This is a genomic window from Pseudomonas sp. S10E 269, assembly GCF_002798465.1.
GTDB classification, from domain to species: Bacteria; Pseudomonadota; Gammaproteobacteria; order Pseudomonadales; family Pseudomonadaceae; genus Aquipseudomonas; species Aquipseudomonas pergaminensis.
In genome coordinates this window covers 5,240,221-5,263,927 of the sequence record NZ_PHIJ01000001.1, presented here as the reverse complement: position 1 = coordinate 5,263,927, position 23,707 = coordinate 5,240,221, and the positions used below count along the sequence as shown (strand labels likewise).

Annotated in this window: 22 protein-coding genes; 15 read left to right on the top strand and 7 right to left on the bottom strand. The window is 61.0% G+C overall.

All coding sequences use genetic code 11. The features are described 5' to 3' along the window. Positions 1 to 13 precede the first annotated feature (13 nt). The gene (locus CWC48_RS24460; RefSeq protein WP_100492452.1) at positions 14 to 805 is read left to right on the top strand and encodes a MipA/OmpV family protein; all 792 of its coding nucleotides are present in this window, start codon (positions 14 to 16) and stop codon (positions 803 to 805) included. 792 nt (positions 806 to 1,597) lie between these two features. On the opposite strand, the gene CWC48_RS24445 is transcribed toward CWC48_RS24460, so the two are convergent. Both CWC48_RS24445 and CWC48_RS24440 read right to left on the bottom strand, forming a co-directional pair. After that, complete coding sequence (locus CWC48_RS24445; protein WP_078048729.1) at positions 1,598 to 2,881, bottom strand: ATP-binding protein; 1,284 nt, start codon at positions 2,879 to 2,881, stop codon at positions 1,598 to 1,600. Beyond that, a complete protein-coding gene (locus CWC48_RS24440; protein ID WP_100490524.1) occupies positions 2,882 to 3,589 on the bottom strand; it encodes a winged helix-turn-helix domain-containing protein in 708 nt (235 codons plus the stop codon). 157 nt (positions 3,590 to 3,746) lie between these two features. Between CWC48_RS24440 and CWC48_RS24435 the strand changes: the two genes are divergently transcribed. Then, positions 3,747 to 4,946 carry an MFS transporter gene (locus CWC48_RS24435; protein ID WP_100490523.1) on the top strand — a complete coding sequence of 400 codons (1,200 nt, stop codon included), beginning with the start codon at positions 3,747 to 3,749 and terminating at the stop codon, positions 4,944 to 4,946. On the opposite strand, the gene CWC48_RS24430 is transcribed toward CWC48_RS24435, so the two are convergent. Then, positions 4,902 to 5,504 carry a tRNA-(ms[2]io[6]A)-hydroxylase gene (locus CWC48_RS24430; RefSeq protein WP_078048732.1) on the bottom strand — a complete coding sequence of 201 codons (603 nt, stop codon included), beginning with the start codon at positions 5,502 to 5,504 and terminating at the stop codon, positions 4,902 to 4,904. The genes CWC48_RS24435 and CWC48_RS24430 overlap by 45 nt on opposite strands. Before the next feature lie 151 nt (positions 5,505 to 5,655). Here CWC48_RS24430 and CWC48_RS24425 point away from each other — a divergent pair, with 151 nt between their 5' ends. Next, positions 5,656 to 6,519, top strand: a complete 864-nt coding sequence (locus CWC48_RS24425) for a universal stress protein (RefSeq protein ID WP_099492848.1) — start codon at positions 5,656 to 5,658, stop codon at positions 6,517 to 6,519. 133 nt (positions 6,520 to 6,652) lie between these two features. On the opposite strand, the gene CWC48_RS24420 is transcribed toward CWC48_RS24425, so the two are convergent. Beyond that, the gene (locus CWC48_RS24420) at positions 6,653 to 7,123 is read right to left on the bottom strand and encodes a DUF1289 domain-containing protein (RefSeq protein ID WP_100490522.1); all 471 of its coding nucleotides are present in this window, start codon (positions 7,121 to 7,123) and stop codon (positions 6,653 to 6,655) included. Between the two features lie 397 nt (positions 7,124 to 7,520). Here CWC48_RS24420 and acnB point away from each other — a divergent pair, with 397 nt between their 5' ends. Continuing rightward, positions 7,521 to 10,130: a bifunctional aconitate hydratase 2/2-methylisocitrate dehydratase gene (acnB, locus tag CWC48_RS24415; protein WP_078048735.1), complete on the top strand. Its 2,610-nt coding sequence runs from the start codon at positions 7,521 to 7,523 to the stop codon at positions 10,128 to 10,130. A gap of 890 nt (positions 10,131 to 11,020) precedes the next feature. Here acnB and CWC48_RS24400 read toward each other — a convergent pair. Next, positions 11,021 to 12,298, bottom strand: a complete 1,278-nt coding sequence (locus CWC48_RS24400) for a serine/threonine transporter (RefSeq protein ID WP_100490521.1) — start codon at positions 12,296 to 12,298, stop codon at positions 11,021 to 11,023. A gap of 283 nt (positions 12,299 to 12,581) precedes the next feature. Between CWC48_RS24400 and CWC48_RS24395 the strand changes: the two genes are divergently transcribed. From CWC48_RS24395 to CWC48_RS24375, 5 genes are all read left to right on the top strand, one after another. Beyond that, complete coding sequence (locus tag CWC48_RS24395; RefSeq protein ID WP_100490520.1) at positions 12,582 to 13,175, top strand: TetR/AcrR family transcriptional regulator; 594 nt, start codon at positions 12,582 to 12,584, stop codon at positions 13,173 to 13,175. A gap of 183 nt (positions 13,176 to 13,358) precedes the next feature. Further along, positions 13,359 to 13,883 carry a cysteine hydrolase family protein gene (locus CWC48_RS24390; RefSeq protein ID WP_100490519.1) on the top strand — a complete coding sequence of 175 codons (525 nt, stop codon included), beginning with the start codon at positions 13,359 to 13,361 and terminating at the stop codon, positions 13,881 to 13,883. Between the two features lie 53 nt (positions 13,884 to 13,936). After that, positions 13,937 to 14,890, top strand: coding sequence for a 2-hydroxyacid dehydrogenase (locus CWC48_RS24385; RefSeq protein WP_100490518.1), 954 nt, complete (start codon positions 13,937 to 13,939; stop codon positions 14,888 to 14,890). Positions 14,891 to 15,019: 129 nt separating this feature from the next. Beyond that, the gene (locus CWC48_RS24380; RefSeq protein WP_078048740.1) at positions 15,020 to 16,087 is read left to right on the top strand and encodes a phosphotransferase family protein; all 1,068 of its coding nucleotides are present in this window, start codon (positions 15,020 to 15,022) and stop codon (positions 16,085 to 16,087) included. Positions 16,088 to 16,109: 22 nt separating this feature from the next. After that, the gene (locus tag CWC48_RS24375; RefSeq protein ID WP_034106094.1) at positions 16,110 to 16,877 is read left to right on the top strand and encodes an SDR family oxidoreductase; all 768 of its coding nucleotides are present in this window, start codon (positions 16,110 to 16,112) and stop codon (positions 16,875 to 16,877) included. Here the strand turns inward: CWC48_RS24375 and CWC48_RS24370 are convergent, their stop codons facing one another. Beyond that, positions 16,878 to 17,321, bottom strand: coding sequence for a carboxymuconolactone decarboxylase family protein (locus CWC48_RS24370; protein ID WP_100490517.1), 444 nt, complete (start codon positions 17,319 to 17,321; stop codon positions 16,878 to 16,880). It abuts the gene before it with no gap. A 155-nt stretch (positions 17,322 to 17,476) separates the two neighbouring features. Here CWC48_RS24370 and CWC48_RS24365 point away from each other — a divergent pair, with 155 nt between their 5' ends. From CWC48_RS24365 to CWC48_RS24355, 3 genes are all read left to right on the top strand, one after another. Next, positions 17,477 to 18,910, top strand: a complete 1,434-nt coding sequence (locus CWC48_RS24365; protein WP_100490516.1) for a PLP-dependent aminotransferase family protein — start codon at positions 17,477 to 17,479, stop codon at positions 18,908 to 18,910. Positions 18,911 to 18,995: 85 nt separating this feature from the next. Next, on the top strand, positions 18,996 to 19,277 hold the full coding sequence (locus CWC48_RS24360; protein WP_100490515.1) for a putative quinol monooxygenase: 282 nt from the start codon (positions 18,996 to 18,998) through the stop codon (positions 19,275 to 19,277). A gap of 96 nt (positions 19,278 to 19,373) precedes the next feature. After that, the gene (locus CWC48_RS24355; RefSeq protein WP_099491576.1) at positions 19,374 to 19,778 is read left to right on the top strand and encodes a cupin domain-containing protein; all 405 of its coding nucleotides are present in this window, start codon (positions 19,374 to 19,376) and stop codon (positions 19,776 to 19,778) included. 172 nt (positions 19,779 to 19,950) lie between these two features. Here the strand turns inward: CWC48_RS24355 and CWC48_RS24350 are convergent, their stop codons facing one another. Further along, positions 19,951 to 20,580, bottom strand: a complete 630-nt coding sequence (locus CWC48_RS24350) for a DNA-3-methyladenine glycosylase I (protein WP_100490514.1) — start codon at positions 20,578 to 20,580, stop codon at positions 19,951 to 19,953. A gap of 217 nt (positions 20,581 to 20,797) precedes the next feature. Here CWC48_RS24350 and CWC48_RS24345 point away from each other — a divergent pair, with 217 nt between their 5' ends. The 3 genes from CWC48_RS24345 (at position 20,798) to CWC48_RS24335 (ending at position 23,704) form a co-directional block, all read left to right on the top strand. Beyond that, positions 20,798 to 22,123, top strand: a complete 1,326-nt coding sequence (locus tag CWC48_RS24345) for a C4-dicarboxylate transporter DctA (protein WP_177409504.1) — start codon at positions 20,798 to 20,800, stop codon at positions 22,121 to 22,123. 169 nt (positions 22,124 to 22,292) lie between these two features. Further along, positions 22,293 to 22,994, top strand: coding sequence for a FadR/GntR family transcriptional regulator (locus CWC48_RS24340; RefSeq protein WP_095016497.1), 702 nt, complete (start codon positions 22,293 to 22,295; stop codon positions 22,992 to 22,994). Positions 22,995 to 23,011: 17 nt separating this feature from the next. Continuing rightward, entirely contained in the window at positions 23,012 to 23,704 is a 693-nt protein-coding gene (locus tag CWC48_RS24335; RefSeq protein WP_100490513.1) for a GntR family transcriptional regulator, read from the top strand. The last annotated feature ends 3 nt before the right edge of the window (positions 23,705 to 23,707 follow it).

Below are 23,707 nucleotides of genomic sequence, written 5' to 3'. Positions count from 1 at the left end.
CATGAAAACCCTGATGCCCTCCAAACACCTCTGCCTGTCCATCACCTCACTGTGCTTGCTCGCAGGCGCCAACCCAGTGCTGGCAGAGGACTGGACCTACACCCTCAAGGCCGGCGTGGCCAACCTGCCACGCTACAGCGGCAGCGACGAACGGATGACCGCGCCCATTTTCGGCGGGGCCGTCGTCAGCCCATGGGGAATCTTCCTCGACACCGACAAAGGCCTGGGCTGGGGCTACGAAGGCAATGCCTTGAGCTTCAGTGCTTACGTCGGCGCCAGCGCCTCACGCAAGGATAAGAACGAGTCAATGCACGCCGGCTCCAAGCGCCTCAAGGGCATGGGCGAAATCAAGTCACGCCCGCAAGTGGGCGTGAGTGCCAGCTACAACCTCGGCAGCGCAATTGTCGGCGCCACCCTGGAACATGCACTCAAGGAAGATGACCACAAAGACAGTGGCAAGGCGTTCACCCATTTGGAACTGAGCCTGGGCACGAACCTTTACGAAGGCCGCTACGGCTCCGTGGATGCCAGCCTCAGCAGCCATTTTGGCGACCGCGACTACCTGCAGACCTGGTATGGCGTCACCACCGGCCAAGCCGCCCGCAGCCGCTTCAAAGCCTACAAGGCTGGCGCCGGCAACATCAGCAACGGCCTGAACCTGTCGTGGAGCCTGCCCATCAGCGAACACACCCAGTTCTCGACCTTGCTGGACGTACAATACCTGGCGGACGAAGCCGGCAAGAGCCCCATTGTGGAGCGACGGTTGCAGACCTCAGTGATGGGCGTTTTGGAATACACCTTCTGACCGGGTAACCCAATCAAACACTGTAGGTGCTGGCTTGCCAGCACCTACAAAACCGCGTACCCACCGGTACCCACGATGCGAAGCGAGCCGCTCTTGCTCTCGCTCTTGCTCTTGCTCTTGCTCTTGCTCTTGCTCTTGCTCTTGCTCTTGCTCTTGCTCTTGCTCTTGCTTTTGATCTTAGGCGCCCCGTCAAACACGCTGGCCGAAATTCGACAGGGATTTGGGGGGTAAACCGGCAGGGATGCCGGTTTAGCCGCCCCGCGCCATGGATGGCGCGTGGCGGCGGCCCCCCAAATCACTGTCGGATTACGGGCACACCGAGCCTAGGCGAGGTGCCGAGTGTTGGGGCAAGAGCCCTTTGGTTACTTTGGGGCTCTTTTCCAAAGTGACCCGCCGTAAGGGCGGAACCAATAGAAGCCTTTACCTAAATAACGGATATGTACCCGATCAGATCCAGCATCCAGGTCGGCTGTCAGGCCGCCTTCGCAGGCAAGCCAGCTCCCACATTTGGATCGCGGGGCGACAGTTAGATTGTGGTCGGCTGTTAGGTCGCCATCGCTGGCAAGCCAGCTCCTACAGTTAGATCGCGGGGTGATAGTTAGATTGTGGTCGGCAGTCGGGCCGCTTTCGCAGGCAAGCCAGCTCCCACATTTTTAGATCGCGGGGGGACAGTTGGAGAGTGGCCGGCAGTCAGGCCGCCTTCGCAGGCAAGCCAGCTCCCACATTTTTAGATCGCGGGGCAACAGTTAGAGAGTGATCGGCAGTCAGGCCGCCTTCGCAGCAAGCCAGCGCCTACAGTGACTCGGCATACGCCCAAGTCATCCGAAACGACGCCCCACCCCATTCCGAATCCAGCACCTGCACCTGGCCGCCATGCCACTGCGACACCCGCTGCACCAACGCCAAACCCAGCCCAAAGCCACCCGTGCGACGATCACGGCTAGCGTCCAAACGCATAAAGGGCTGGAAGATCTTCGCACGGCCTTCCTCCGGCACACCCGGCCCGTCGTCACACACCCGCACTTCATAGCCACTGCCAAACTTGACCAACGACACTTCGACGCGGCGGTCGGCATAGCGAATAGCATTGCGCAACAGGTTGATCACCGCACGTGCCATAAAGCGCGGTTCGATCTGGATAAAATCCACCTCGCACGTGCGCAACGACAGCTGGATACCCGCCGCCTCGGCCTCCAGGGCCACGCTGCCAATCACACTGTCAAGCCAACTGTGGGCCTCGATGCGCTCGCGGGTGACCTGGGTGGCGCCGCGCTCCAGGCTGGCGTAGGTGAGCAGTTCGGACACCATTTCTTCCAGCTCACCCAGGTCGGCGTACATGTCGGCGATCAATTCGCCGCGCTGACGCGGGTCGGTTTGTTGCTTGAGCTGGTCGAGCTCGAACGACAGCCGCGCAATCGGCGTGCGCAGTTCGTGGGACACGGCGTTGGTGAGTTCACGCTGGTTGGCGATCAGGCTTTCGATGCGCTCGGCCATCTGGTTGAAGTGCCCGGCCAGTTCGCGCACGGTGGAGCGGCGTGGCAGCAGGATGCGCGAACTCAGGTCGTTGTCACCGAACCGTTGCGCCGCCAGGCGAATATGCTCCAGGTCGCGCCAATGCGGGCGCACCCAGAAATACAGCACGATCGCCAGGCTCAGCCCCAGCAGGCTGTAGGCCCACAGGTACAGCCATTTGGGTTCTTCGGGCAGCTTGATATTAAGCAGTTGCGGGCCGCCATCGATATTGGCGATGAACTCCATGAAGTCGCCCCGCACCACCAACTGCCCGGCCGCCAGCAACTGTTGCTCACGCTGATCAAGCGCAAGTTCATCGCGCTGCACCAGCTTGAGGTGCAGGCCGTAATGGGGTTGCAGCTCGGCCAGGCGTGCCTGACGGGCGTCACCCAGCAAGGGCCGCAACTGCTCGACCAAACCATAGGCCGGCCCGCGCAAGGCTTCGCGGTTATAGGTTTCATTGGCTTCGGGCAGCAGCTCGTCGAAGGTGTAGTTGACCAGCCAGATCGCCCCCGCCAGGCCCAGCGCCAGGATGATGTACAGGCGGATATAGAGCCTCAGCATCTATGCCTCCCACGCGAATGGGTTGAACAGGTAGCCCTTGCCCCAGATGGTCTTGATGCACACCGGCTCGCGGGGGTTGTCGTTGAGTTTGCCGCGCAGCTTGCTGATGTACACATCGACGCTGCGGTTGAGCCCGTCGAAAGCGATGCCGCGCATGCGGTTGAGGATGTCATCGCGGGACAGGATCGTCCCCGAGTTGCTCGCCAGCAGCCACAGCAACTCAAACTCCATGGTGGTGAGGTCGATGGTGTCCTCCCCCAGGCTGACCACCCGGCAACTGCGATCGATGGCCAGCCGCCCGAAGACCAACGACCCGCGCACGGTCGGCTCCGGGGCCTGGCGCCGTTGCAGGGCGCGCAGGCGGGCCAGCAGAACCGGCGGCTTGATCGGCTTGATCACATAGTCGTCGGCCCCGGACTCCAGGCCGAGGATATGGTCCAGGTCGTCTTCCTTGGCCGTAAGGATCACGATCGGCGTGTCGGACACTGCGCGAATCCCTCGGCACACATGCAGGCCGCTCTGGCCGGGCAGCATCAAGTCGAGCACGACGATCTTCGGCTTGACGTCCAGGAACGCGGCCAGGGCTTCGTCGCCCCGGTGCTCCACGCGCACCTCGAAACCATGCTGCGACAGGAAGTGCGCAATCAGCCCCGCCAGTTTTTCGTCGTCCTCAACGAGCAACACCTTGCCCAGTCCCAGGTTTTCCATAAGTTCTCAGTGTGCAGACGCGGATTGAAGAGCGGGCATTATAGGTGGCAAGCTGGGCAACTAAAGTAGTTGGCCAGCACCGGCCGACGAAGCTTCATGCTTTTAAGAGTTTTTAACAAATAACCTGCAATCTTTAACGCCATGTACAGGGAGTTGTATGCGCAAGGATTACCTGGCGTTTTTTGTTTCGCTGTTCCTGTCGCGGCTGGCGGACCAGATTCTACTGTTTATCGTGCCGCTGATCGTATTCCAGACTACCCAGAGCGTTGCGTGGGCCGGGCTGGCGTTCTTTGTCGAGTCGCTGCCCCGCTACCTGGCGTTCCCGGTGTGCGGCGCGTTGTGCGACAAGTTCGCGCCGGTGCGCATCCTGCATATCAGCCAGGTTTACCGCGCGCTGGCGTGTGTACTGGCGGTCGCCTTGTATGGCGTGTTTGACGGTATCCACTGGATCGTGCTGCTGTCGGCCCTGTGCGGGGTGCTGACGACCCAGGGCATCATGGCGCGGGAAGTGCTGATGCCGCATATCTTCGAGCAGTACAGCTATGCCAAGACCCTCTCCTATTCACAGATCGCCGACCAGAGCGGGCTGGTGCTGGGGCCTCTGGTGGCGGCGTTGATGCTTGAAGTATGGGCCTGGCACTGGGTAGTGCTGGGGGTGGCCGTGCTGTTCTTACTGGCCGACCTGGCGATGCGGATATGGCAACGCTCCAGCACGGTCAGCCTGGAGACCTTCGAGCAGCACCGGGATATCTGGCTGCGTCCGCTGAAGGTTGCTATTGGCCATATCCGTAGCCTGCCGGAGTTGAAACGGGTCATTACCTTGGCTGTGGGCGTGAACCTGATCATCGGCGTCACGCTGGCCACGTCTGCGGCGATGGTGACCGGCCAGTTTGCACAGGACAAGGACACCTACGCCCTGCTGCAGGCAGCCGGCGCACTGGTGACGATCGGGATTCTGTTTTACCTGGCGCGGGCGGGCCTGCCCTTGAAGGTGCTGGGCGGCGTGTCGTATTCGATGATCGGCGTGGGTGCAGTGATCATGGCGGCCAGCCCCGGCGTGTGGTTGTACGCTGTGGGTTTCCTGCTGGTCACCGGCTTTGACAAGATGTTCAACGTCTACCTGCGCAGCACCCGTCAGCGCGTGATCCCCGTGCAGGACTTTGGCAAGACCGTGGGCGTGATCACCCTGCTCAACAACCTGCCGCAACCCTTGGCAGGCCTGGCAGTTGCGCTGCTGGCGGCGCCGTTGGGCACGCAGTCGGTGATCCTGCTGCTGGCCGGAATCACCGCGTTGCTAGGCGTGGCCGTCGCCTCAGGCTGGCACGCCACTGTGAAAGCGGAACTCGATGTCGGGTGACTCGATCAGTTCCTGCTCCGCCGCCCTCACCCGCTCGATCACCTGGGCGATGTCCTTGGCGTCACCGTACTGGTACGCCAACTTCAGGTAGCCCTGGAAGTGCCGGGCCTCGCTTTTCAACAGGCCAAAGTAAAACTTGCCGAGTTCTTCGTCCAAATGCGGCACTAGCGCTTCGAAACGCTCGCAACTGCGCGCTTCGATAAAGGCGCCGACCACCAGGGTGTCCACCAGCTTCACCGGCTCGTGGCTGCGCACCACTTTGCGCAAACCGGAGGCATAACGCCCGGCGTGCAGTTGGCGCAGTTCGACTTTGCGCTTTTTCATCAGGCGCATGACCTGTTCATGGTGCACCAGCTCTTCGCGGGCCAGACGCGACATCATGTTGATCAGGTCGACATGGCCGTGGTACTTGGCGATCAGGCTCAAGGCGGTGCTGGCGGCTTTGAATTCGCAGTTCTTGTGGTCGATCAGCAGGGTGTCCTGATCGGCCAGCGCGGCCTGGACCCAGGCGTCAGGGGTGCGGCAACCGAGGAATTCGTGGATTTCTGGCAGGTTCATCGGGCTCACGGGCAAAAGGATCACAAAAGGCCGGCGATTATACCGACCCCGCCGCAGACCACCAGCCACCGGCCTTGATGTGCATCAACATGACGTGCGCCAGCCAGCAACTATAGTTGTTCCAGGCCCACCCTTTTTGGAGATCCCGACCATGCAAGCCATCCGCAGCATCCTGGTGGTCATTGAGCCCGAGCATTCGGAAAGCCTGGCCCTCAAGCGTGCCAAGCTGATCGCCGGGGTCACCGGCGCGCACCTGCATTTGCTGGTCTGCGACAAGAAGCACGAGCACTCGGCGCTGCTGGCCCTGCTGAAGTCGGGCTTGCAGGAAGACGGCTACAGCGTCAGCACCGAGCAGGCGTGGAATGACAGCCTGCATGAAACCATAATCGACGTGCAGCAAGCCGAAGGCTGTGGGCTGGTGATCAAACAGCACTTTCCAGACAGCCCGCTGAAAAAAGCCCTGCTCACGCCCGCCGACTGGAAATTGCTGCGCTACTGCCCGACGGCAGTGCTGCTGGTGAAGACGGCGACGCCGTGGATGGGCGGCGTGATCCTCGCGGCGATCGATGTGGGCAACACCGATGGCGAGCACCGCTCCCTGCACAATTCGATCATTGACCATGGCTTTGATATCGCCAGCCTGGCCAAGGCGCAGTTGCACGTGATCAGCGCCCATCCGTCGCCGATGTTGTCGGCAGCGGACCCGACGTTCCAGCTCAAGGAAACCATCGAGGCGCGCTACCGCGAGCAATGCAAGGCGTTCCAGGCCGAGTTCGATGTGGACGACTCGCACCTGCATATCGAGGAAGGCCCGGCGGACGTGCTGATCCCCTTCGCGGCGCATAAATGGCAAGCGGCGGTGACGATCATCGGCACCGTCGCGCGCACCGGGATTTCCGGGGCGCTGATCGGCAATACGGCGGAGGTGATACTGGATGCCGTGGAGAGTGACGTGCTGGTGCTAAAGCCACAGACGCTGATAGATCACTTGGAAGAACTGGCTACCAAGCCCTGATAGCAAACCTTGCGGCAATGAAGATCTCCTGTGGGAGCGGGCTTGCTCGCGAATGCGGTGGTTCAGTTATTGATGATGTAACTGATAGACCGCATTCGCGAGCAAGCCCGCTCCCACATTTGGATGTGTGTTTTTAGCCTGTAAACGCATCCTTGAGGAAGCTTGGCGCGATATAACGCTGGTAATGCGCCTCGGACAGGATAAAGAACTCCCGATCAATGGCATCGCGCAGGTCCGGCAAGGGCCAGTGGCGGAACTCCGGAAGCAACACCATGCCGTAGGCCTCCAGGTTGTTGATCACCCGTGCCCCACGAGCGATCAACTGGTAGGCCCAGCAGTACTCGGACTGGTGCGGCACGAAGCGGATCTTGCGCTGTTCCAACTGGCCGCGCAGGGTCTTGGGGTCGAAAACCTCCAGTTTGCCGGCCATTACCTGCACCAACAGCTGCTCCAAGCGCAGCCAGACCGCACGTTTTTCCTCTTCGTTATAGCCATTCCACTGGATCACTTCGTGGTGGAAACGCTTGCAGCCACGGCACACGAGATCGCCATAGACCGTGGAGCACAGGCCGACGCAGGGGGTCTTGATGGTTTGGTTGGACATGGGCAACGGCACGCAAATCAGCGAAACAATGCGCCATGTTAGCCCTTTGTCTAACCTTCATCACCCTGCAAACTTGGCGAGGCAACTTACCTTTAGAAATTTTTTGCCGTAGAATCATCCGGCCTTGTAAGGCGCCAATAATCCGCTGGAAGCTGTTTTCAAAGCGTCACGAGCACAGTCGTTCCTTCAGAACGGTGTTGGCGATGGTCAATGACTCGGTAGGTCAATGCCCTCGCCAACCCTCATCAGCTCCGTTCTGCAGGCGTAAAACTTTGAAAGCAGCTTCTGTGAGGAATGCCGGCAGCGCTGGCTTTGCGGCCCAAAAAGCCCCCGAGCGCATGCGTGCCGTTCATTTCTGGATGAGCGTCCCGTGGGACCACTGATGAGGGTAATAACTGTGCTTGAAGCCTACCGCAAACATATCGAAGAGCGTGCAGCCCTGGGTATTGTTCCCCAGCCGCTTAACGCCGAACAAACCGCAGGCCTGGTCGAGCTGCTGAAAAATCCTCCGGCTGGCGAAGAAGAATTCCTCGTTGACCTGATCACCAACCGCATTCCACCAGGCGTTGACGAAGCTGCCTACGTCAAGGCCGGTTTCCTGTCTGCCCTGGCCAAGGGCGAAGCCACTTCCCCCCTGATCGACAAGAAACGCGCCGTTGAACTGCTTGGCACCATGCAAGGCGGCTACAACATCGTGACCCTGGTCGAGCTGCTGGACGACGCCACACTGGCACCTGTCGCCGCTGCCCAACTCAAGCACACCCTGCTGATGTTCGATGCGTTCCACGACGTGGCTGAAAAAGCCCGTAACGGCAACGAGCACGCCAAAGCCGTGATCCAGTCCTGGGCTGACGGCGAGTGGTTCCGCAACCGCCCTACCCTGGCCGACAAGATCAGCCTGCGCGTCTTCAAGGTCACTGGCGAAACCAACACCGACGACCTGTCCCCTGCGCCTGACGCCTGGTCCCGTCCAGACATCCCGCTGCACGCCCTGGCCATGCTGAAAATGGCCCGTGAAGGCATCGTGCCGGACGAGCAAGGCAAGACCGGCCCGATGAAGCAGATCGAAGAAATGCGCGGCCAAGGCTTCCCGATCGCCTACGTCGGTGACGTGGTCGGTACCGGTTCCTCGCGTAAATCCGCGACCAACTCCGTGCTGTGGTTCTTCGGCGACGACGTGCCCTACGTGCCGAACAAGCGCGCTGGCGGCTTCTGCTTCGGCAGCAAGATCGCTCCAATCTTCTACAACACCATGGAAGATGCGGGCGCACTGCCAATCGAGTTCGACGTCAGCAACATGAACATGGGCGACGTGATCGACCTGTACCCGCACGCAGGCAAAGTCTGCAAGCACGGTACCGACGAAGTCATCACCACCTTCGAAATGAAGACCCCGGTGCTGTTGGACGAAGTCCGCGCCGGCGGCCGTATCCCGCTGATCATCGGCCGTGGCCTGACCGACAAGGCGCGTGCCGAACTGGGCCTGGGCCCAACCGACCTGTTCAAGCTGCCAGAAGCACCTGTCGACACCGGCAAAGGCTTCACCCTGGCACAGAAAATGGTCGGCAAGGCCTGCGGCCTGCCAGAAGGCAAAGGCGTTCGTCCTGGCACCTACTGCGAACCGAAGATGACCACCGTCGGTTCCCAGGACACCACCGGTCCTATGACCCGTGACGAACTGAAAGACCTGGCGTGCCTGGGCTTCTCGACCGACCTGGTGATGCAGTCGTTCTGCCACACCGCGGCCTATCCAAAGCCGATCGACGTGACCACCCACCACACCCTGCCTGACTTCATCATGACCCGTGGCGGTGTATCGCTGCGTCCAGGCGACGGCATCATCCACAGCTGGCTGAACCGCATGCTGCTGCCGGACACCGTGGGTACCGGTGGTGACTCCCACACCCGTTTCCCGATGGGCATCTCGTTCCCGGCCGGTTCTGGCCTGGTCGCGTTCGCCGCAGCCACTGGCGTCATGCCATTGGACATGCCGGAATCGATCCTGGTGCGCTTCAAAGGCAAGATGAAACCTGGCATCACCCTGCGTGACCTGGTTCATGCCATTCCTTACTACGCGATCCAATCGGGTCTGCTGACCGTAGAGAAGAAAGGCAAGAAGAACGCCTTCTCCGGCCGCATCCTGGAAATCGAAGGCCTGAACGACCTGACGCTGGAACAGGCTTTCGAGCTGTCCGACGCCTCGGCTGAACGTTCGGCTGCCGGTTGCACCATCAAGCTGTCGAAAGAGTCGATCACCGAGTACCTGAACTCCAACATCACCCTGCTGCGCTGGATGATCGGCGAAGGCTACGGTGACCCGCGCACCCTGGAACGTCGCGCCCAAGCGATGGAAGCCTGGGTCAAGAACCCTGAGCTGATGGAAGCCGATGCCGACGCGGAATACGCTGAAATCATCGAGATCGACCTGGCCGAGATCAACGAGCCGATCCTCTGCGCACCGAACGACCCGGACGATGCCCGTCTGCTGTCGAGCGTTGCTGGCGAGAAGATCGACGAAGTGTTCATCGGTTCGTGCATGACCAACATCGGTCACTTCCGCGCTGCCGGTAAGCTGCTGGAGCAGGTCAAGGGTCAGCTGCCAACCCGTCTGTGGCTGTCGCCGCCGACCAAGATGGACGCTCACCAGTTGACCGAGGAAGGCTACTACGGCATCTACGGCAAGGCTGGCGCGCGCATGGAAATGCCGGGCTGCTCGCTGTGCATGGGTAACCAGGCACGTGTAGAGCCGAATTCGACCGTGGTATCGACGTCGACCCGTAACTTCCCGAACCGTCTGGGTGACGGCGCTAACGTCTACCTGGCTTCGGCCGAGCTGGCGGCAGTGGCTTCTACCCTGGGTCGCCTGCCGACCGTCGAAGAGTACATGGGCTACGCGGCGAAACTGGACACCATGGCCAGTGACGTTTATCGCTACCTGAACTTCGACCAGATTGCTGAGTTCCGCAAGATCGCAGCTAGCGCCAACATTCCGGTGATTCAAGCCTAAGGTGTTGATGTGAAGAGGCGCCGCGTATCGTGAGGTACGCGGCGTTTTTTTATGCCTGGGATATGGGTGAGACCGGGTACATATCCGTTATTTGGGTAACGGCTGGTATTGGTTCCGCCCTTACGGCGGGTCACTTTGGAAAAGAGCCGGAATGCCGGCCCAGCCCAAAGTAACCAAAGGGCTCTTGCCCCAACACTCGGTACCTCGCCTAGGCTCGGTATGCCCGTAATCCGACAGTGATTTGGGGGGCCGCCGCCACGCGCCATCCATGGCGCGGGGCGGCTAAACCGGCATCCCTGCCGGTTTACCCCCCAAATCCCTGCCGAATTCCGGCCAGCGTGTTTAATGGGGCGCCTAAGATCAAAATCAAAAACAGAGCCAGAGCCAGAGCCAGAGCCGTTTGATATCTGCCTGATGTAGGAGATCTAAATTGTGGGAGCGGGCTTGCTCGCGAAAGCGGTGGATCAGTTAGAGATGTAATTGCTGACGCACCGCTTTCGCGAGCAAGCCCGCTCCCACATTTGGACCGAGACCAGCTTCCAGAAGCCGGTCGGCCACCAGGCCGCCGCGCTTTTGCTTTTGATCTTCGGCGCCCCGTCAAACACGCTGGCCGAACGCAGGCTTGAATCCGTGGGTAACCCGGCAGGACGCCGGGTTAGCCGTCCTGGGCCAAGGATGGCCCATGACGGCGGCCCACGGATTCAAGCCGGAGTGAGGGCACACCGAGCCTAAGCGAGGTGCCGAGTGTTGGGGCGAAGCGTTTTTGGTTACTTTTGGCGCTCTTCCAAAAGTGACCCGCTGTAAGAGCGGAACCAATTTTAGCCGTTACCGCAGCAACGGATATGCACACCGAACCACCGCTATCGCAGTGAAGCTAGCCCCGCACAGCCTCAAGCAAAAAACGAATAAACCACCGCACTGATCGCCACCAACCCCACCGCCGTGACAAACACATTGGACGCCTGCCCACGGTACTTGGCCATAGCCGGCACCTTACGGATGGCATACATCGGCATCAGAAACAGGATCGAAGCAATGATCGGACCACCCAGCGCCTCAATCATGCCGAGAATGCTTGGGTTCAACGTCGCAACGATCCAGCACACCACCAGCATGAACGCGGCCGTCATGCGGTCCAGACGCTTGGCACTCGGGCGACGACCAGTCTTAAGCACCAGCCCCTTGAGACCTTCACTCGCACCGATGTAATGCCCCAGGAACGACTTGGCAATCGCCACAAACGCGATCAACGGCGCTGCAAACTCGATGGTCGGATTATTGAAGTGGTTGGCCAGGTACGACAGGATCGACAGGTTCTGCGCCTTCGCTTCGGCCAACTGCGCCGGCGACAGGGTCAGCACGCAACTGAACACAAAGAACAGCACCATCGCCACCATCAACAGGTGCGCGCGGGAGAGGATCTGCGAGCTGCGCTCATCAGCGTGGATCCCATACTGGCGCTTCTGGTCAACCGCAAAGGCCGAGATGATCGGCGAATGGTTGAACGAGAACACCATCACCGGAATCGCCAGCCACAGGGTATTGAGCAGCGCGGACGGCGCCGGCACCACGCTGGCGGTGCTGAGGATGCCGCCGTTCCAGTGCGGGATCAGGTACACCGCCAGGAACAGCAAGGCGACGATAAACGGATACACCATCAGGCTCATGGCCTTGACGATCACTTGCTCACCGCAACGCACCACGGCCAGCAGGCCGAGGATCAGCACGAATGACAGGATCGCCCGTGGCGGCGGCATGATGTGCAGCTGGTGCTCCATGAAACTGCCGACCGTGTTGGTCAACGCCACGCTGTAGATCAGCAGGATCGGGAAGATTGCAAAGAAGTACAGCAGCGTGATCAGCGCACCGGCCGTGATGCCGAAGTGTTCTTCCACTACGTCGGTAATGTCGGAGCCTTCACGGCCGGACAAAACGAAGCGGGTCAGGCCACGGTGAGCAAAGAACGTCATCGGGAATGCCAGCAGCGCGAGGATCACCAGTGGCCAGAAGCCTCCCAGGCCCGCGTTGATCGGCAAGAACAGCGTGCCGGCGCCAATGGCGGTGCCGAACAGGCCAAGCATCCAGGTGGTGTCCTGGCGGCTCCAGCTCGTGAGGGTTGCAGGTGTCGTTGCATAGCGTTCGTCGACGCTATTGGCCTGATCATTCATCCGGTCGGATCTCCGCATTTACACGGCCGGGACGAGTCAGAAAAACCTGACAGGCAGCGCCCCGACCATAGAAGGGGCCGGATTGTCCGGGATTCTTCTGAATAAGCAAAGACTTAGCTGAGGAACGGTGGTGCGTTACAGGCACGCAGGGGCACCTGTACACAGCGGGTTTCGCGGCATGCGGCGGAATGTCGAATATACATTCCCGCACAAATCTATTTTAGAATCGCGCTCAAACCTGTAGTTTGAGCCCAGCGCCCACCGTTATCCAGAGAGCCCCGCCATGCCTCGCGTTTCCCGCAAACAAGCTGAACTCAACCGCGAAATCATCGTCGAGGCCGCCACGCATCTGTTCCGCGAACGCGGACTGCACGGTATCAGCCTGTCGGACGTGATGGCCGCCGCCGGCCTGACCCACGGTGGCTTTTACGGGCATTTCGACTCCAAGGAAGCCCTGGCCACCGAGGCCTGCCAACAGGCGTTCGAGGTCGCGAACCTGGGCTGGCAGGCCAAGATCGACCGCAGCGAAGACCAACAGGCCGCCCGCCAGGCGGTGCTGGGGCCTTATTTGACCGCCTCCCACCGTGACAATCCCGGCGACGGCTGCCCAGTGTCGGCCTTTGCCCCGGACATGTGCCATGAACCCGCCGAGACGGCTTTGCAGCACACCTTTATAGAAGGCGTGGAAAAGTCGCTGGAGATCTTCGCGCAGCTGGAGGACGGAGATCGTCAAACCCTGCTGGCCCAATACGCGATGATGGTCGGCGCAGTAACCCTGGCGCGTGCGACACGGGGCAATAGCCTGTCGGATGAATTCCTGGTGGCTGCACGAAATGCCCTTTTGCCCGTTGACAGCCCTTCGCCCGTCCCAGCATGATCGGGCCATGAACTTTATCCAGCTCGCCCTCACCCGTACCACCACCACGACCGCTTACGGCGGGTCGCGCGGTGGCTGTGGGTGCATGAGCTAGACACTTCACAGATTCAACCCAAGGCCCCGCCAGCAATGGACGGGGCCTTTTTATTGCTCCGCCCGCTGGCAATCACAAGGAGCAACACCATGGCTGACGCCCTGCTGATCATCGACATGCAAAACGGCCTGTACGATGGCCCGGAAAAGCCCTTCGAGCGCGAACGCGTACTCGCCACACTCAACCAACTGATCGGACGCGCGCGCGCTGCCGGCGCCCCGATCTTCGTGGCCCGCCACACCGGACCGGCAGGTTCGCCGATTGAAGCCGGTAGCCCGCTCTGGCAGCTGTGGCCTGCGCTGCAGGTGGACGAATCCCGCGACCGCCTGTTCAACAAGACCCGCCCCAGCTGCTTCCTCGGCACGGAGCTGGAGCAGCAGTTGAGAGCGGCGCAGGTCAAGGAGTTGGTGATCGCCGGCATGAAAACCCAGTTCTGCATCGACACCACCTGCCGGGTCGCCGTGGAACTGGGTTTTTCCGTGGTACTGCCAGAAGACGGCCATACCTGCATGGACACACCGGCGCTGAAGGCCAAGGCAATTATCGAGCATCACAATGCGACCCTGTCCGGAGCGTTTGTGAAGCTCACAAGCGCCGACGAGATCCGCTTTTGAGCGATCAAATACGGCATACTCCTCCCCTCAAACCCTTCAGGAAGAGCCTTCCGATGACCGCTACTGTTCTGGTCCTGGTTGAAACCATCAACGAATACCTGCCCATCATCGAGAGCAATGACTTTCATGTGATCCTGGCGCCGACACCGGCCGAACGCGCTGAAGCGATCAAGGCCCATGGCAGCCAGATCAAGGCGGTGCTGACCCGTGGCCCGCTGGGTTTGTACGCCGAGGAAATCGCCGCGCTGCCCCTGCTGGAGATCATCTGCGTGATTGGTGCCGGCTACGAGCACGTCGACCTGCAGGCCGCCAGCAATCGCGGGATCGTGGTCACCAACGGCGCCGGGGTGAATGCGCCGTCGGTGGCCGATCACGCCATGGCGTTGCTGCTGGCGCTGGTGCGCGGCATCCCGCAGACCGACGCCGCCGTGCGCCGCAGTGAATGGCCCAAGGTGATGCGCCCGTCCCTGGGCGGCAAGCAACTGGGCATCCTCGGGCTGGGTGCCGTCGGCCTGGAAATCGCCAAGCGCGCGTCCCTGGGCTTCGGCATGGAGGTGAGTTACCACAACCGCCAGCCACGCGATGATGTGGACTACACCTACTGCGCAACTGCGGTGGAACTGGCGCGCACCTCGGACTTCCTGATCCTGGCCACACCCGGCGGCGCCAGCACCCGTCACCTGATCGATCGCCACGCCCTGGATGCCCTGGGGCCCAATGGCTACCTGGTGAACATCGGCCGTGGCAGCGTGGTAGTCACCGCCGATCTGGTGGCCGCCCTGGAGCAGCGCCGCATCGGGGGCGCGGCGCTGGATGTGTTCGATGACGAGCCGAAGGTGCCCGACGCTCTCAAGACGCTCAGCAACACCGTGCTGACCTCCCATGTTGCCGGCCTGTCGCCGGAAGCCGCCCACGACACCGTGCAGCGCGTGGCCGACAACCTGGTGGAATACTTCGCCGGCCGCCCAGTCCTCACGCCGGTCGCATTGCCCCCGCCCACTAAATGACCGATCAGGCACGCTGATTATCGCCCAACACGCTAACCTATTAAGCCGCCCCGACCTTGTCGCTGGGCGGCTGCGCGCATTAGATTAGGAAATAGTCCGAGGCCTTTAGAATAAGCAGAAGGGATAAGCATGGCGCTGAACGACCAATCCACCCAGATTCGCCCTGGCGAAGAACTTGATGCCAGCCTGATCGATCCCTACCTCAAGGCCCATATCCCGGGCCTGACCGGCACGCCCACGATCAGCCAGTTTCCCGGTGGCGCGTCCAACCTGACCTATCTGCTGGAATACCCGGGCCAGGAGTTCGTGCTGCGTCGCCCACCTTTCGGCCACAAGGCCAAGTCCGCCCATGACATGGGTCGCGAGTACCGCATTCTCAATCAGCTCAAAGACGGCTTCCCGTATTGCCCCAAGGCCTATGTGCATTGCACGGATGAGTCGGTGATCGGCGCCGAGTTCTACGTGATGGAGCGCGTCAACGGCATCATCCTGCGCTCCGACCTGCCGGCCGAACTGGGCCTGGACGCGAGCAAGACCGAGGCGTTGTGCAAAAGCTTCATCGATAAGTTCGTGGAACTGCACCAGGTGGACTACAGCGCCTGCGGCCTGGCGGACCTGGGCAAACCCGAAGGCTACGTGGAACGCCAGATCCGTGGCTGGAGCGACCGCTACGAAAAAGCCCTGACCCCCGACGCCCCGCGCTGGGATGCCGTACGCGCCTGGCTCAATGACAAAATGCCCGCCGACCATCCGACGTCGAGCATCGTGCACAACGACTACCGCTTCGATAACGTGATCCTCGACCCGCACAACCCGATGCAGATCATCGGCGTGCTGGACTGGGAGCTGACCACCCTCGGCGACCCGCTGATGGACCTGGGCAACACCCTCGCCTATTGGATAGAAGCGGCCGACCCCGCGCCGGTGCAACTGATGCGTCGTCAGCCGAGCAACGCGCCGGGCATGCTCACCCGCCGTGAGTTTGTCGACTACTACGCTGAACGCTCGGGCATCCAGATCGACAACTTCGACTTCTACTACACCTACGGCCTGTTCCGCCTGGCCGGTATCGTGCAGCAGATCTACTACCGCTTCTTCCATGGCCAGACCCAGGACAAACGCTTTGCGCAGTTCATCCACATGAACACGCTGCTGGAGCAGATGAGCCTGAACGTCATCAGCAAATCCGCGCTCTGATCGCCTACAACAAGGAACCGCTATGTCCAAGACCAACCTGTTCGACCTCGACGGCAAGATCGCTTTTGTCTCCGGCGCCAGCCGTGGCATCGGCGAAGCCATCGCCAAGTTGCTGGCCCAGCAAGGCGCTCATGTGATCGTCTCCAGTCGCAAGCTGGAAGGCTGCCAGCACGTGGCCGACGCGATCATCGCCGACGGCGGCAAAGCGACTGCCGTGGCCTGCCATATCGGTGAAATGGAACAGATCACCCAAGTGTTCGCCGGTATCCGCGAGCAGTTCGGACGCCTGGATATCCTGGTCAACAACGCGGCGACCAACCCGCAGTTCTGCAACGTGCTGGACACCGACCTCGGTGCGTTCCAGAAGACCGTTGATGTGAATATCCGGGGCTATTTCTTCATGTCCGTGGAAGCCGGCAAGCTGATGCGCGAGAACGGTGGCGGCAGCATCATCAACGTCGCGTCGATCAACGGGATCTCCCCCGGTGTATTCCAGGGCATCTACTCGGTGACCAAGGCCGCCGTGATTAACATGACCAAGGTATTCGCCAAGGAATGCGCGGCGTTCGGCATTCGTTGCAACGCCCTGCTGCCTGGCTTGACCGACACCAAGTTCGCCTCGGCGCTGGTGAAGAATGACGCGATCCTGAAAATGGCCCTGGCGCAAATCCCGCTCAAGCGCGTGGCCGACCCGAGCGAAATGGCCGGCGCGGTGCTGTTCCTGGCCAGCGATGCGTCGAGCTACACCACCGGTGTGTCGCTGAACGTGGACGGCGGCTTCCTTTCCTGATCAAGCATTCGGCGGTTGTTGCCGAAAGCTCACTGCCAGGCGGTTCCAGCCACTGATGCTGGACACCGCCATGGTCAGGTCTACCAGTTCCTGCTCGCTGAACTCCACCCGTACGGCGGCGAACAGTTCATCCGACACCACCGAGGTCGGCAGTGTCGCGACCGATTCGCTCCAGGCCAACGCGGCCTTTTCCCGCGCCGTGAAGAATGGCGAATCCCGCCAGACGCATAACGCGAACAAACGTCGCTCGGTCTCGCCGCGCTGATGTGCCGCCATCGAGTGCATATCCGTACAGAAACCACAGTGGTTGAGTTGCGAGACACGGATCTTGATCAGTTCAAGCAAAGGCTTTTCGATGGACAAACCGAAGGTCGTCGCCTCCAGCATCAGCATGCCTTTGAGCGCCAGCGGTGAGGCGGTGTAGTAATCCAGGCGGGGTTCCATTGGGGTTGCTCTCTGGCGGTAGGTTCAACGACAGTCCAGCCTAGAACCCACAGGGCACACGCCCTATAGCCAATCGGCCGGTTTATGCAGAGACCATTTTGAGCCAGCCGCGCACGCGCGTACGCTTGGCGCAAAGTAAACGCTCGGAATAAGACATGGAACTGCACGTTGTGATCAACGGCCGTAAGGATCTGGCCGAACAGTTGTACCAACAGTTACGTGAAGCCATTGGCTCCGGGCGCCTGGCCGCCGGTGCGCAACTGCCGCCCAGCCGCCTGCTCGCCGAGCAACTGGGTGTGTCGCGCAAGACCGTGTCGGACACCTATGCCACCCTGACCTACGAGGGATTGCTGATCGGCAAGACCGGTCGCGGCACCTTCGTCAACGCCCGTGCGCCACAGACCGAACGCCTGCAAACCGCCACCGACCTGGCCTGCGCCGCCAATCTGGCGAAGTGGCAATCACTGCCCTCCCCCATGCGTCATCCCACCCGCGACAGCACGCTGCGCTACGAATTTATCGGCGGCGCCACCAGCCGCAACCAGTTCCCTCAGGATGAATGGCGACGCTGTACCCAGGACGCCCTGCGGCGCATCGCCCAGAACAGTGGCTTCTACAGTCAGCCCGAAGGCCTGCCGGCACTGCGCAGTGCCATCGCCGGGCATATCGCGTTTTCGCGCGGGGTCAACTGCCGTGACAGCGACATCGTGGTCACCAACGGCGCGCAGCAGGCGCTGGACCTGATCGCCCGTGTGGTACTGGAACCGGGCAGCATCGTCGCCATGGAAGACCCCGGTTACAGCCCCGCGCGCCAATTGTTCATGGCGATGGGCGCCAGCGTCGCGAGCGTGCCAGTGGATGAACACGGCATTCGGGTGGACCTGATTCCCGACGGTACACAGCTGATCTACGTGACGCCTTCCCACCAATTCCCACTCGGCATGCCCATGAGCGTGCCACGCCGCCAAGCCTTGCTGGCCCGGGCGTTTGAGCTGGGCGCGATCATCATCGAGGACGACTACGACAGCGAATTCCGCTACGAGGGCCGGCCCACCGACTCGCTGCAAAGCATGGACACCCGCGGCGTGGTCACCTACGTCGGCACCTTCTCGAAAACCTTGCTGCCCGAGTTGCGCCTGGGTTATGCGGTGCTGCCGCCGGCCATTTATGGCGCAGTGCTCAAGGCCAAGCAACTCACCGACCAGCACAGCTCGACGCTGCCGCAATGGGCCTTGGCCAAGTTCATCAGCGAGGGCTACCTGCTCAAACATATCCGCCGCTGCCACACGGTCTACGCCGGGCGCCGTGAACGCATCCTGCAGCGCTTGGCAGGTGACCTGTCGCCATGGTTCGAAGCGGTGCCAACCGTGGCCGGGTTTCACATGGCCGCACTGTGCAAAGTACCGGTGAACATCCCGTTGCTCATGGAACTGGCGCGCCAGGTGGAAGTGGGCTTGTATCCCCTGGACGTGTTCTTTCACGATGCGGCGGTCCGCCCAGGCTTGATCATCGGCTTCGGCGCCATCGAGACCCTCGATATCGACCCGGCGTTGGACAAGGTCCGCGATATCCTCCAGCAGATTGGCTAGTGGATTTTCCAGCCGATTGGTCATTGGTCCTGTCACTCCCAGGCACTAGCCTGTGCACTGACACCCGACCTCGGAGACCCTCGTCATGCCAGCCTGTGCCTGCAACACTGTCCATGTCCGTGCGGCGGCCGGGCGCTCAAGTGAACTGGGCGAGCGCCTGCAGCAGATAGCCAACGCCGTGCGCACCGCCCCTGGCTGCCTGGACTACGCCGTGCAACGCCACCCGCTGGACCCCGACCTCTGGACCGTCAGCGGCCGTTGGACCAGTGCCGAACAGCTCGTCGCGCACTTCCGGTTGCCGGCCCTGCAAGGGTTTATCGAATTGACCGGCGAACACCTGGCGCGCCGCCTGGATTTCGACCACTGAGGCATTGGTCTCCTGCTCTTTGCCGGGATTGGTCATTGGTCACCCAGGCACGGCGGCGTAGGGTGAAGCGGTCTCGAACTACTCGGAAACCTCGCCATGAAACGACTGCTCGCCGCCTCGCTGATGCTCGCCTCGCTCAGTGCCTTTGCCCACGAACCGGTGTACAACCAGGAGTCGATCAAGGTGCTGCAAGAACATGCCTTGACCAACGTCCCCGGCAAGAAAACCATCATGCTCACCGTCGACTATGCCCCCGGCCAGGCCACCGTACCCCACAGCCACACCGGCACCGCCGTGGCCTACGTGCTGGAAGGCGCGATCACCTCGCGGGTGAATGATGAGAAAGCAAAAACCTACAAGGTCGGTGAATCGTTCTACGAACCGGCAGGTTCGCGGCACTTCGAATCGAGCAATGCCAGCCAGACCAAACCGGCCAAGTTGCTGGTGGTGATCGTCCTGGATGACAAGGCGCAAGTGCTCACGCCCCTGCCTAAACAATAAAACCCTATAGGCCAAGCTTGCCGGTGATAGGGGATTAACATTCAACCCTTTCGCTGAATGACAAACCGCCATCGCCGGCAAGCCAGCTCCCACATTTGAATCGCGGGCACCGTTAGACAGTGGTCGGCTGCCAGGCCAGCTGCTACAGGTCCAGCCACGTAGGGTCAGTCATTCAGGGACGCTTGAACTGACGGCGCAACTGCTCAACCCGCTCACGACAGGCACACCCTTCAAGGTGATCATTGACCATCCCCATCGCCTGCATCAATGCATACATCGTGGTCGGCCCCACAAACGTCCAACCACGCTTCTTCAACGCTTTGGATAACCGCACCGACGCTGGTGACGTTGGATTCCCCGTCCAATAAGCCAGGTCCACCACAGCCGGACGCTCCTCATCACCTGGCTCAAACGCCCACAACCAGCGCGCCAGCGAACCGGTCTCATCCACCAACTCACACGCCCGGCGCGCATTGTTGATGGTGGAGACGATCTTGGCCCGATTGCGCACGATGCCCGGGTCCTGCATCAGCCGCTCGATCTGCGCGTCGCCATACTGCGCCACCCGGCGAAAATCAAATCCGTCGAACGCCGCGCGGAACTGCTCGCGCTTACGCAAAATGGTGATCCAGGCCATGCCGGCCTGAAAGCCCTCCAGGCAGATCTTCTCGTACAGCTGGATATCGTCCGCCACCGGCACGCCCCACTCCGCGTCGTGATAACGCGGGTATTCCGGCGCCGCCGTGCGCCAAGTGCAGTGGGTGTGCCCGCTGTCGTCAGTGGTCAGTCCTGGTACGTCCATCCATCACCTCATGTGCCGAGCGGCGGATGATAAGCGAAAAAAATTCCAACCCGCCAACCGCTCAAGCATCGCCTTTACCGACCAACTGGTCAGACCGGGACCTGCCAACCGTCAAATAATTGCTTGTGATTTCAAAAATACCGGGCGTAGACTGGCCCCGCACTGGACTTACCGGTATGACCACAACAATTAAGCCCTGGAACCACCAGGGCACCGAATAGAGATCCCTCCCATGCTCAGATGGTGCTCGCGTTCGATTTTCCTGCAAGTCGTGATTGGCCTGATGCTCGGCATAATCTGCGGCCTGGCCCTTCCCGAATTCTCCTCGCAACTCAAACCCCTGGGTGACGGCTTTATCAAGCTGATCAAGATGCTGATCGGCCTGATCGTTTTCTGCGTGGTGGTCAGTGGCATTTCCGGCGCCGGCGACTTGAAGAAAGTCGGGCGTATCGGCCTCAAGTCGGTGATCTACTTTGAGGTCCTGACCACCGTCGCGCTGGTGATCGGCCTGGTCATGGCCTTCAGCACCGGTATCGGCCAAGGCGCCAATATCCATCTGGAGCAGTTGTCATCGGCGGGCCTGAATGAACTGGCCGACAAGGGCCAGCACATCCGTGGCACCAGCCAGTTCCTGATGGATCTGATCCCCAACTCGGTGATCGGCGCCTTTGCCGATAACAACGTGTTGCAAGTGCTGCTGTTCTCGGTGCTGTTCGGCAGTGCGTTGAACCTGGTGGGCGAAGCCGCCTCGGGCATCTCGCGGCTGATCAATGAACTGAGCCATGTGATCTTCCGCATCATGGGCATGATCGTGCGCCTCGCTCCCATCGGTGTGTTCGGCGCGATTGCGTTTACAACCAGCACCTATGGCCTGGATTCCCTGCAACACCTGGGCAGCCTGGTGGGATTGTTCTACCTGACCTGCTTTGCCTTCGTCGGGCTGATCCTCGGCCTGGTAATGCGTCTGTCGGGCCTGCGCATGCTGCCTTTGCTCAAATACCTGCGCGAAGAGCTGCTGATCGTGATGGGCACCGCCTCCTCCGACGCCGTGCTGCCACAGATCATGCGTAAACTTGAACATCTGGGCATCGGCAGCTCCACCGTGGGTCTGGTGATCCCAACGGGGTATTCGTTCAACCTCGACGGGTTCTCCATCTACCTGACCCTGGCCATCGTGTTTATCGCCAACGCCACCGGCACGCCGCTGTCGATGACTGATCTGATGACCATCCTGCTGGTATCGCTGATCACCTCCAAAGGCGCCCACGGCATACCCGGCTCGGCCCTGGTGATTCTGGCGGCGACGCTCACGGCGATTCCGGCGATCCCGGTGGTGGGCCTGGTGCTGGTGCTGGCGGTGGATTGGTTCATGGGCATCGGTCGTGCATTGACTAACCTGATCGGCAACTGTGTGGCAACCGTGGCCATTGCGCGCTGGGAGAAAGATATCGATATCCAGCGGGCCAACAAGGTGCTCGACGGCCAGCAAGGGTATGCCTTCCAGGCCAAGAAACCGGTATTGCCCGCGCACCAAGAGTTCTGACCGATTTCATGAGCGACACCGTTCAAATGTGGGAGCGGGCTTGCTCGCGAAAGCGCTGGGTCAGTCACAGATGTATTGACTGAATAACCGCATTCGCCAGCAAGCCCGCTCCCACAGTTAAGAGTCGCCATGCTCGCTAATGTATTCGCAACATAAAGGAGAGGTAGACGTGATCAGCACCTCAACCGTCGTCAATTCAGTCGTCGAAAAACTGCGCGCCGCCCTGGCGCGGGGTCAGTGGCGCCGTGGCGAAATGCTCCCCGGCCAACGCGAACTGGCCGAACAGATGGGCATCAGCCGGCCCAGCCTACGTGAAGCGGTGATCGTGCTCGAGACGCTTGGCCTGGTGCGCTCCATGCCCGGCAAAGGTGTGGTCGTATTGGAGACCAGCGTCAGCGAGCCACAGCCCAGTGACGCCGTGGCCGACGCCAGCCTGGAAGATATTCTGCAACTGCGCTACACCCTCGAACCCTTCATTGTCGGCCTGGTAGCCCAGTCCATCAGCAGCAAGGAAGTCGGCCAACTGCGCCTGACCCTGATGGACATGCGCGAAGCCCTCGACGCAGGTGACGCAGAGGCCGGAATGAATGCCTACATCGGTTTTCACGAAGAACTGTTCGCCCTCACCTCCAACCCGATCTTCCAGAACGTGGTGCAACAGACCAGCAACGCCCTCAAGCAAAGCGCCCAGGTACTGCGCAACTCGCCAGAACACCTGGCCGAGCGCCTGCAGGAAAACGAAGCCGTGGTGCGCGCCATCCGCAACAAGAACAGTGCCCTGGCCAGTGCCGAGATGCGTCGGCACATTCTTCAGGAAGGCCTGCGCATGGGGATTCGCTTGAACATTCCGGATGACCATCTGGGTAGCTGAATGACTGGAGACTGGCCATGACCGCTCACGCGCTGCAACGCGACCCCATACTCCCTGCCCTGCGCCTGGTCGCCGGCAGGAAGCCTTCGGTGGATGACATCTACCCGCGGCTGTTCGACGCCATTCTCGAGCAACGCATTGCGCCCTCCAGCCGTTTTACCGAAGAAGGCCTGGGCGAAACCTTCGGCGTGAGCCGCAGCGTGATCCGGCGGGTGCTGGCCAAGCTGTCCCATCAGCAAGTGATCATCCTGCGCCCCAACCAGCGCGCCCAGGTGGCAGCGCCGGATGCACAGCAGGCCCGGCAGATTCTGGAAGCGCGCAGGATGACCGAAGTCACCGTGGTGCAGTTGGCCTGTGCCCAGGCAACACCCCTGCAATTACGCCAATTGCGCGAGCTGATTGCCCGCGAGCGCGACTGTATCGAGCGAGATCAGCGTGGGCCGGCGATTCGCCTGTCCGGGGAATTTCATCTGCAACTGGCCGCCATGGCGGGCAATGCTCCCCTGGCACAGTTCCTCAACAGCCTGGTGCCGCTGACGTCGTTGATCATTGCCCAATACGAAGCGAAAGCCTGCACGTATTGCGCGTGGCAGGAGCATGTGGCGATTGTGGAGGCGGTGGAGCGGCGTGACTCAACGACCGCGGTGAACCTCATGATGCAGCACTTGGATCATCTGGAAAGCAGATTCGTAAAACACCACTGCACCTAAGTG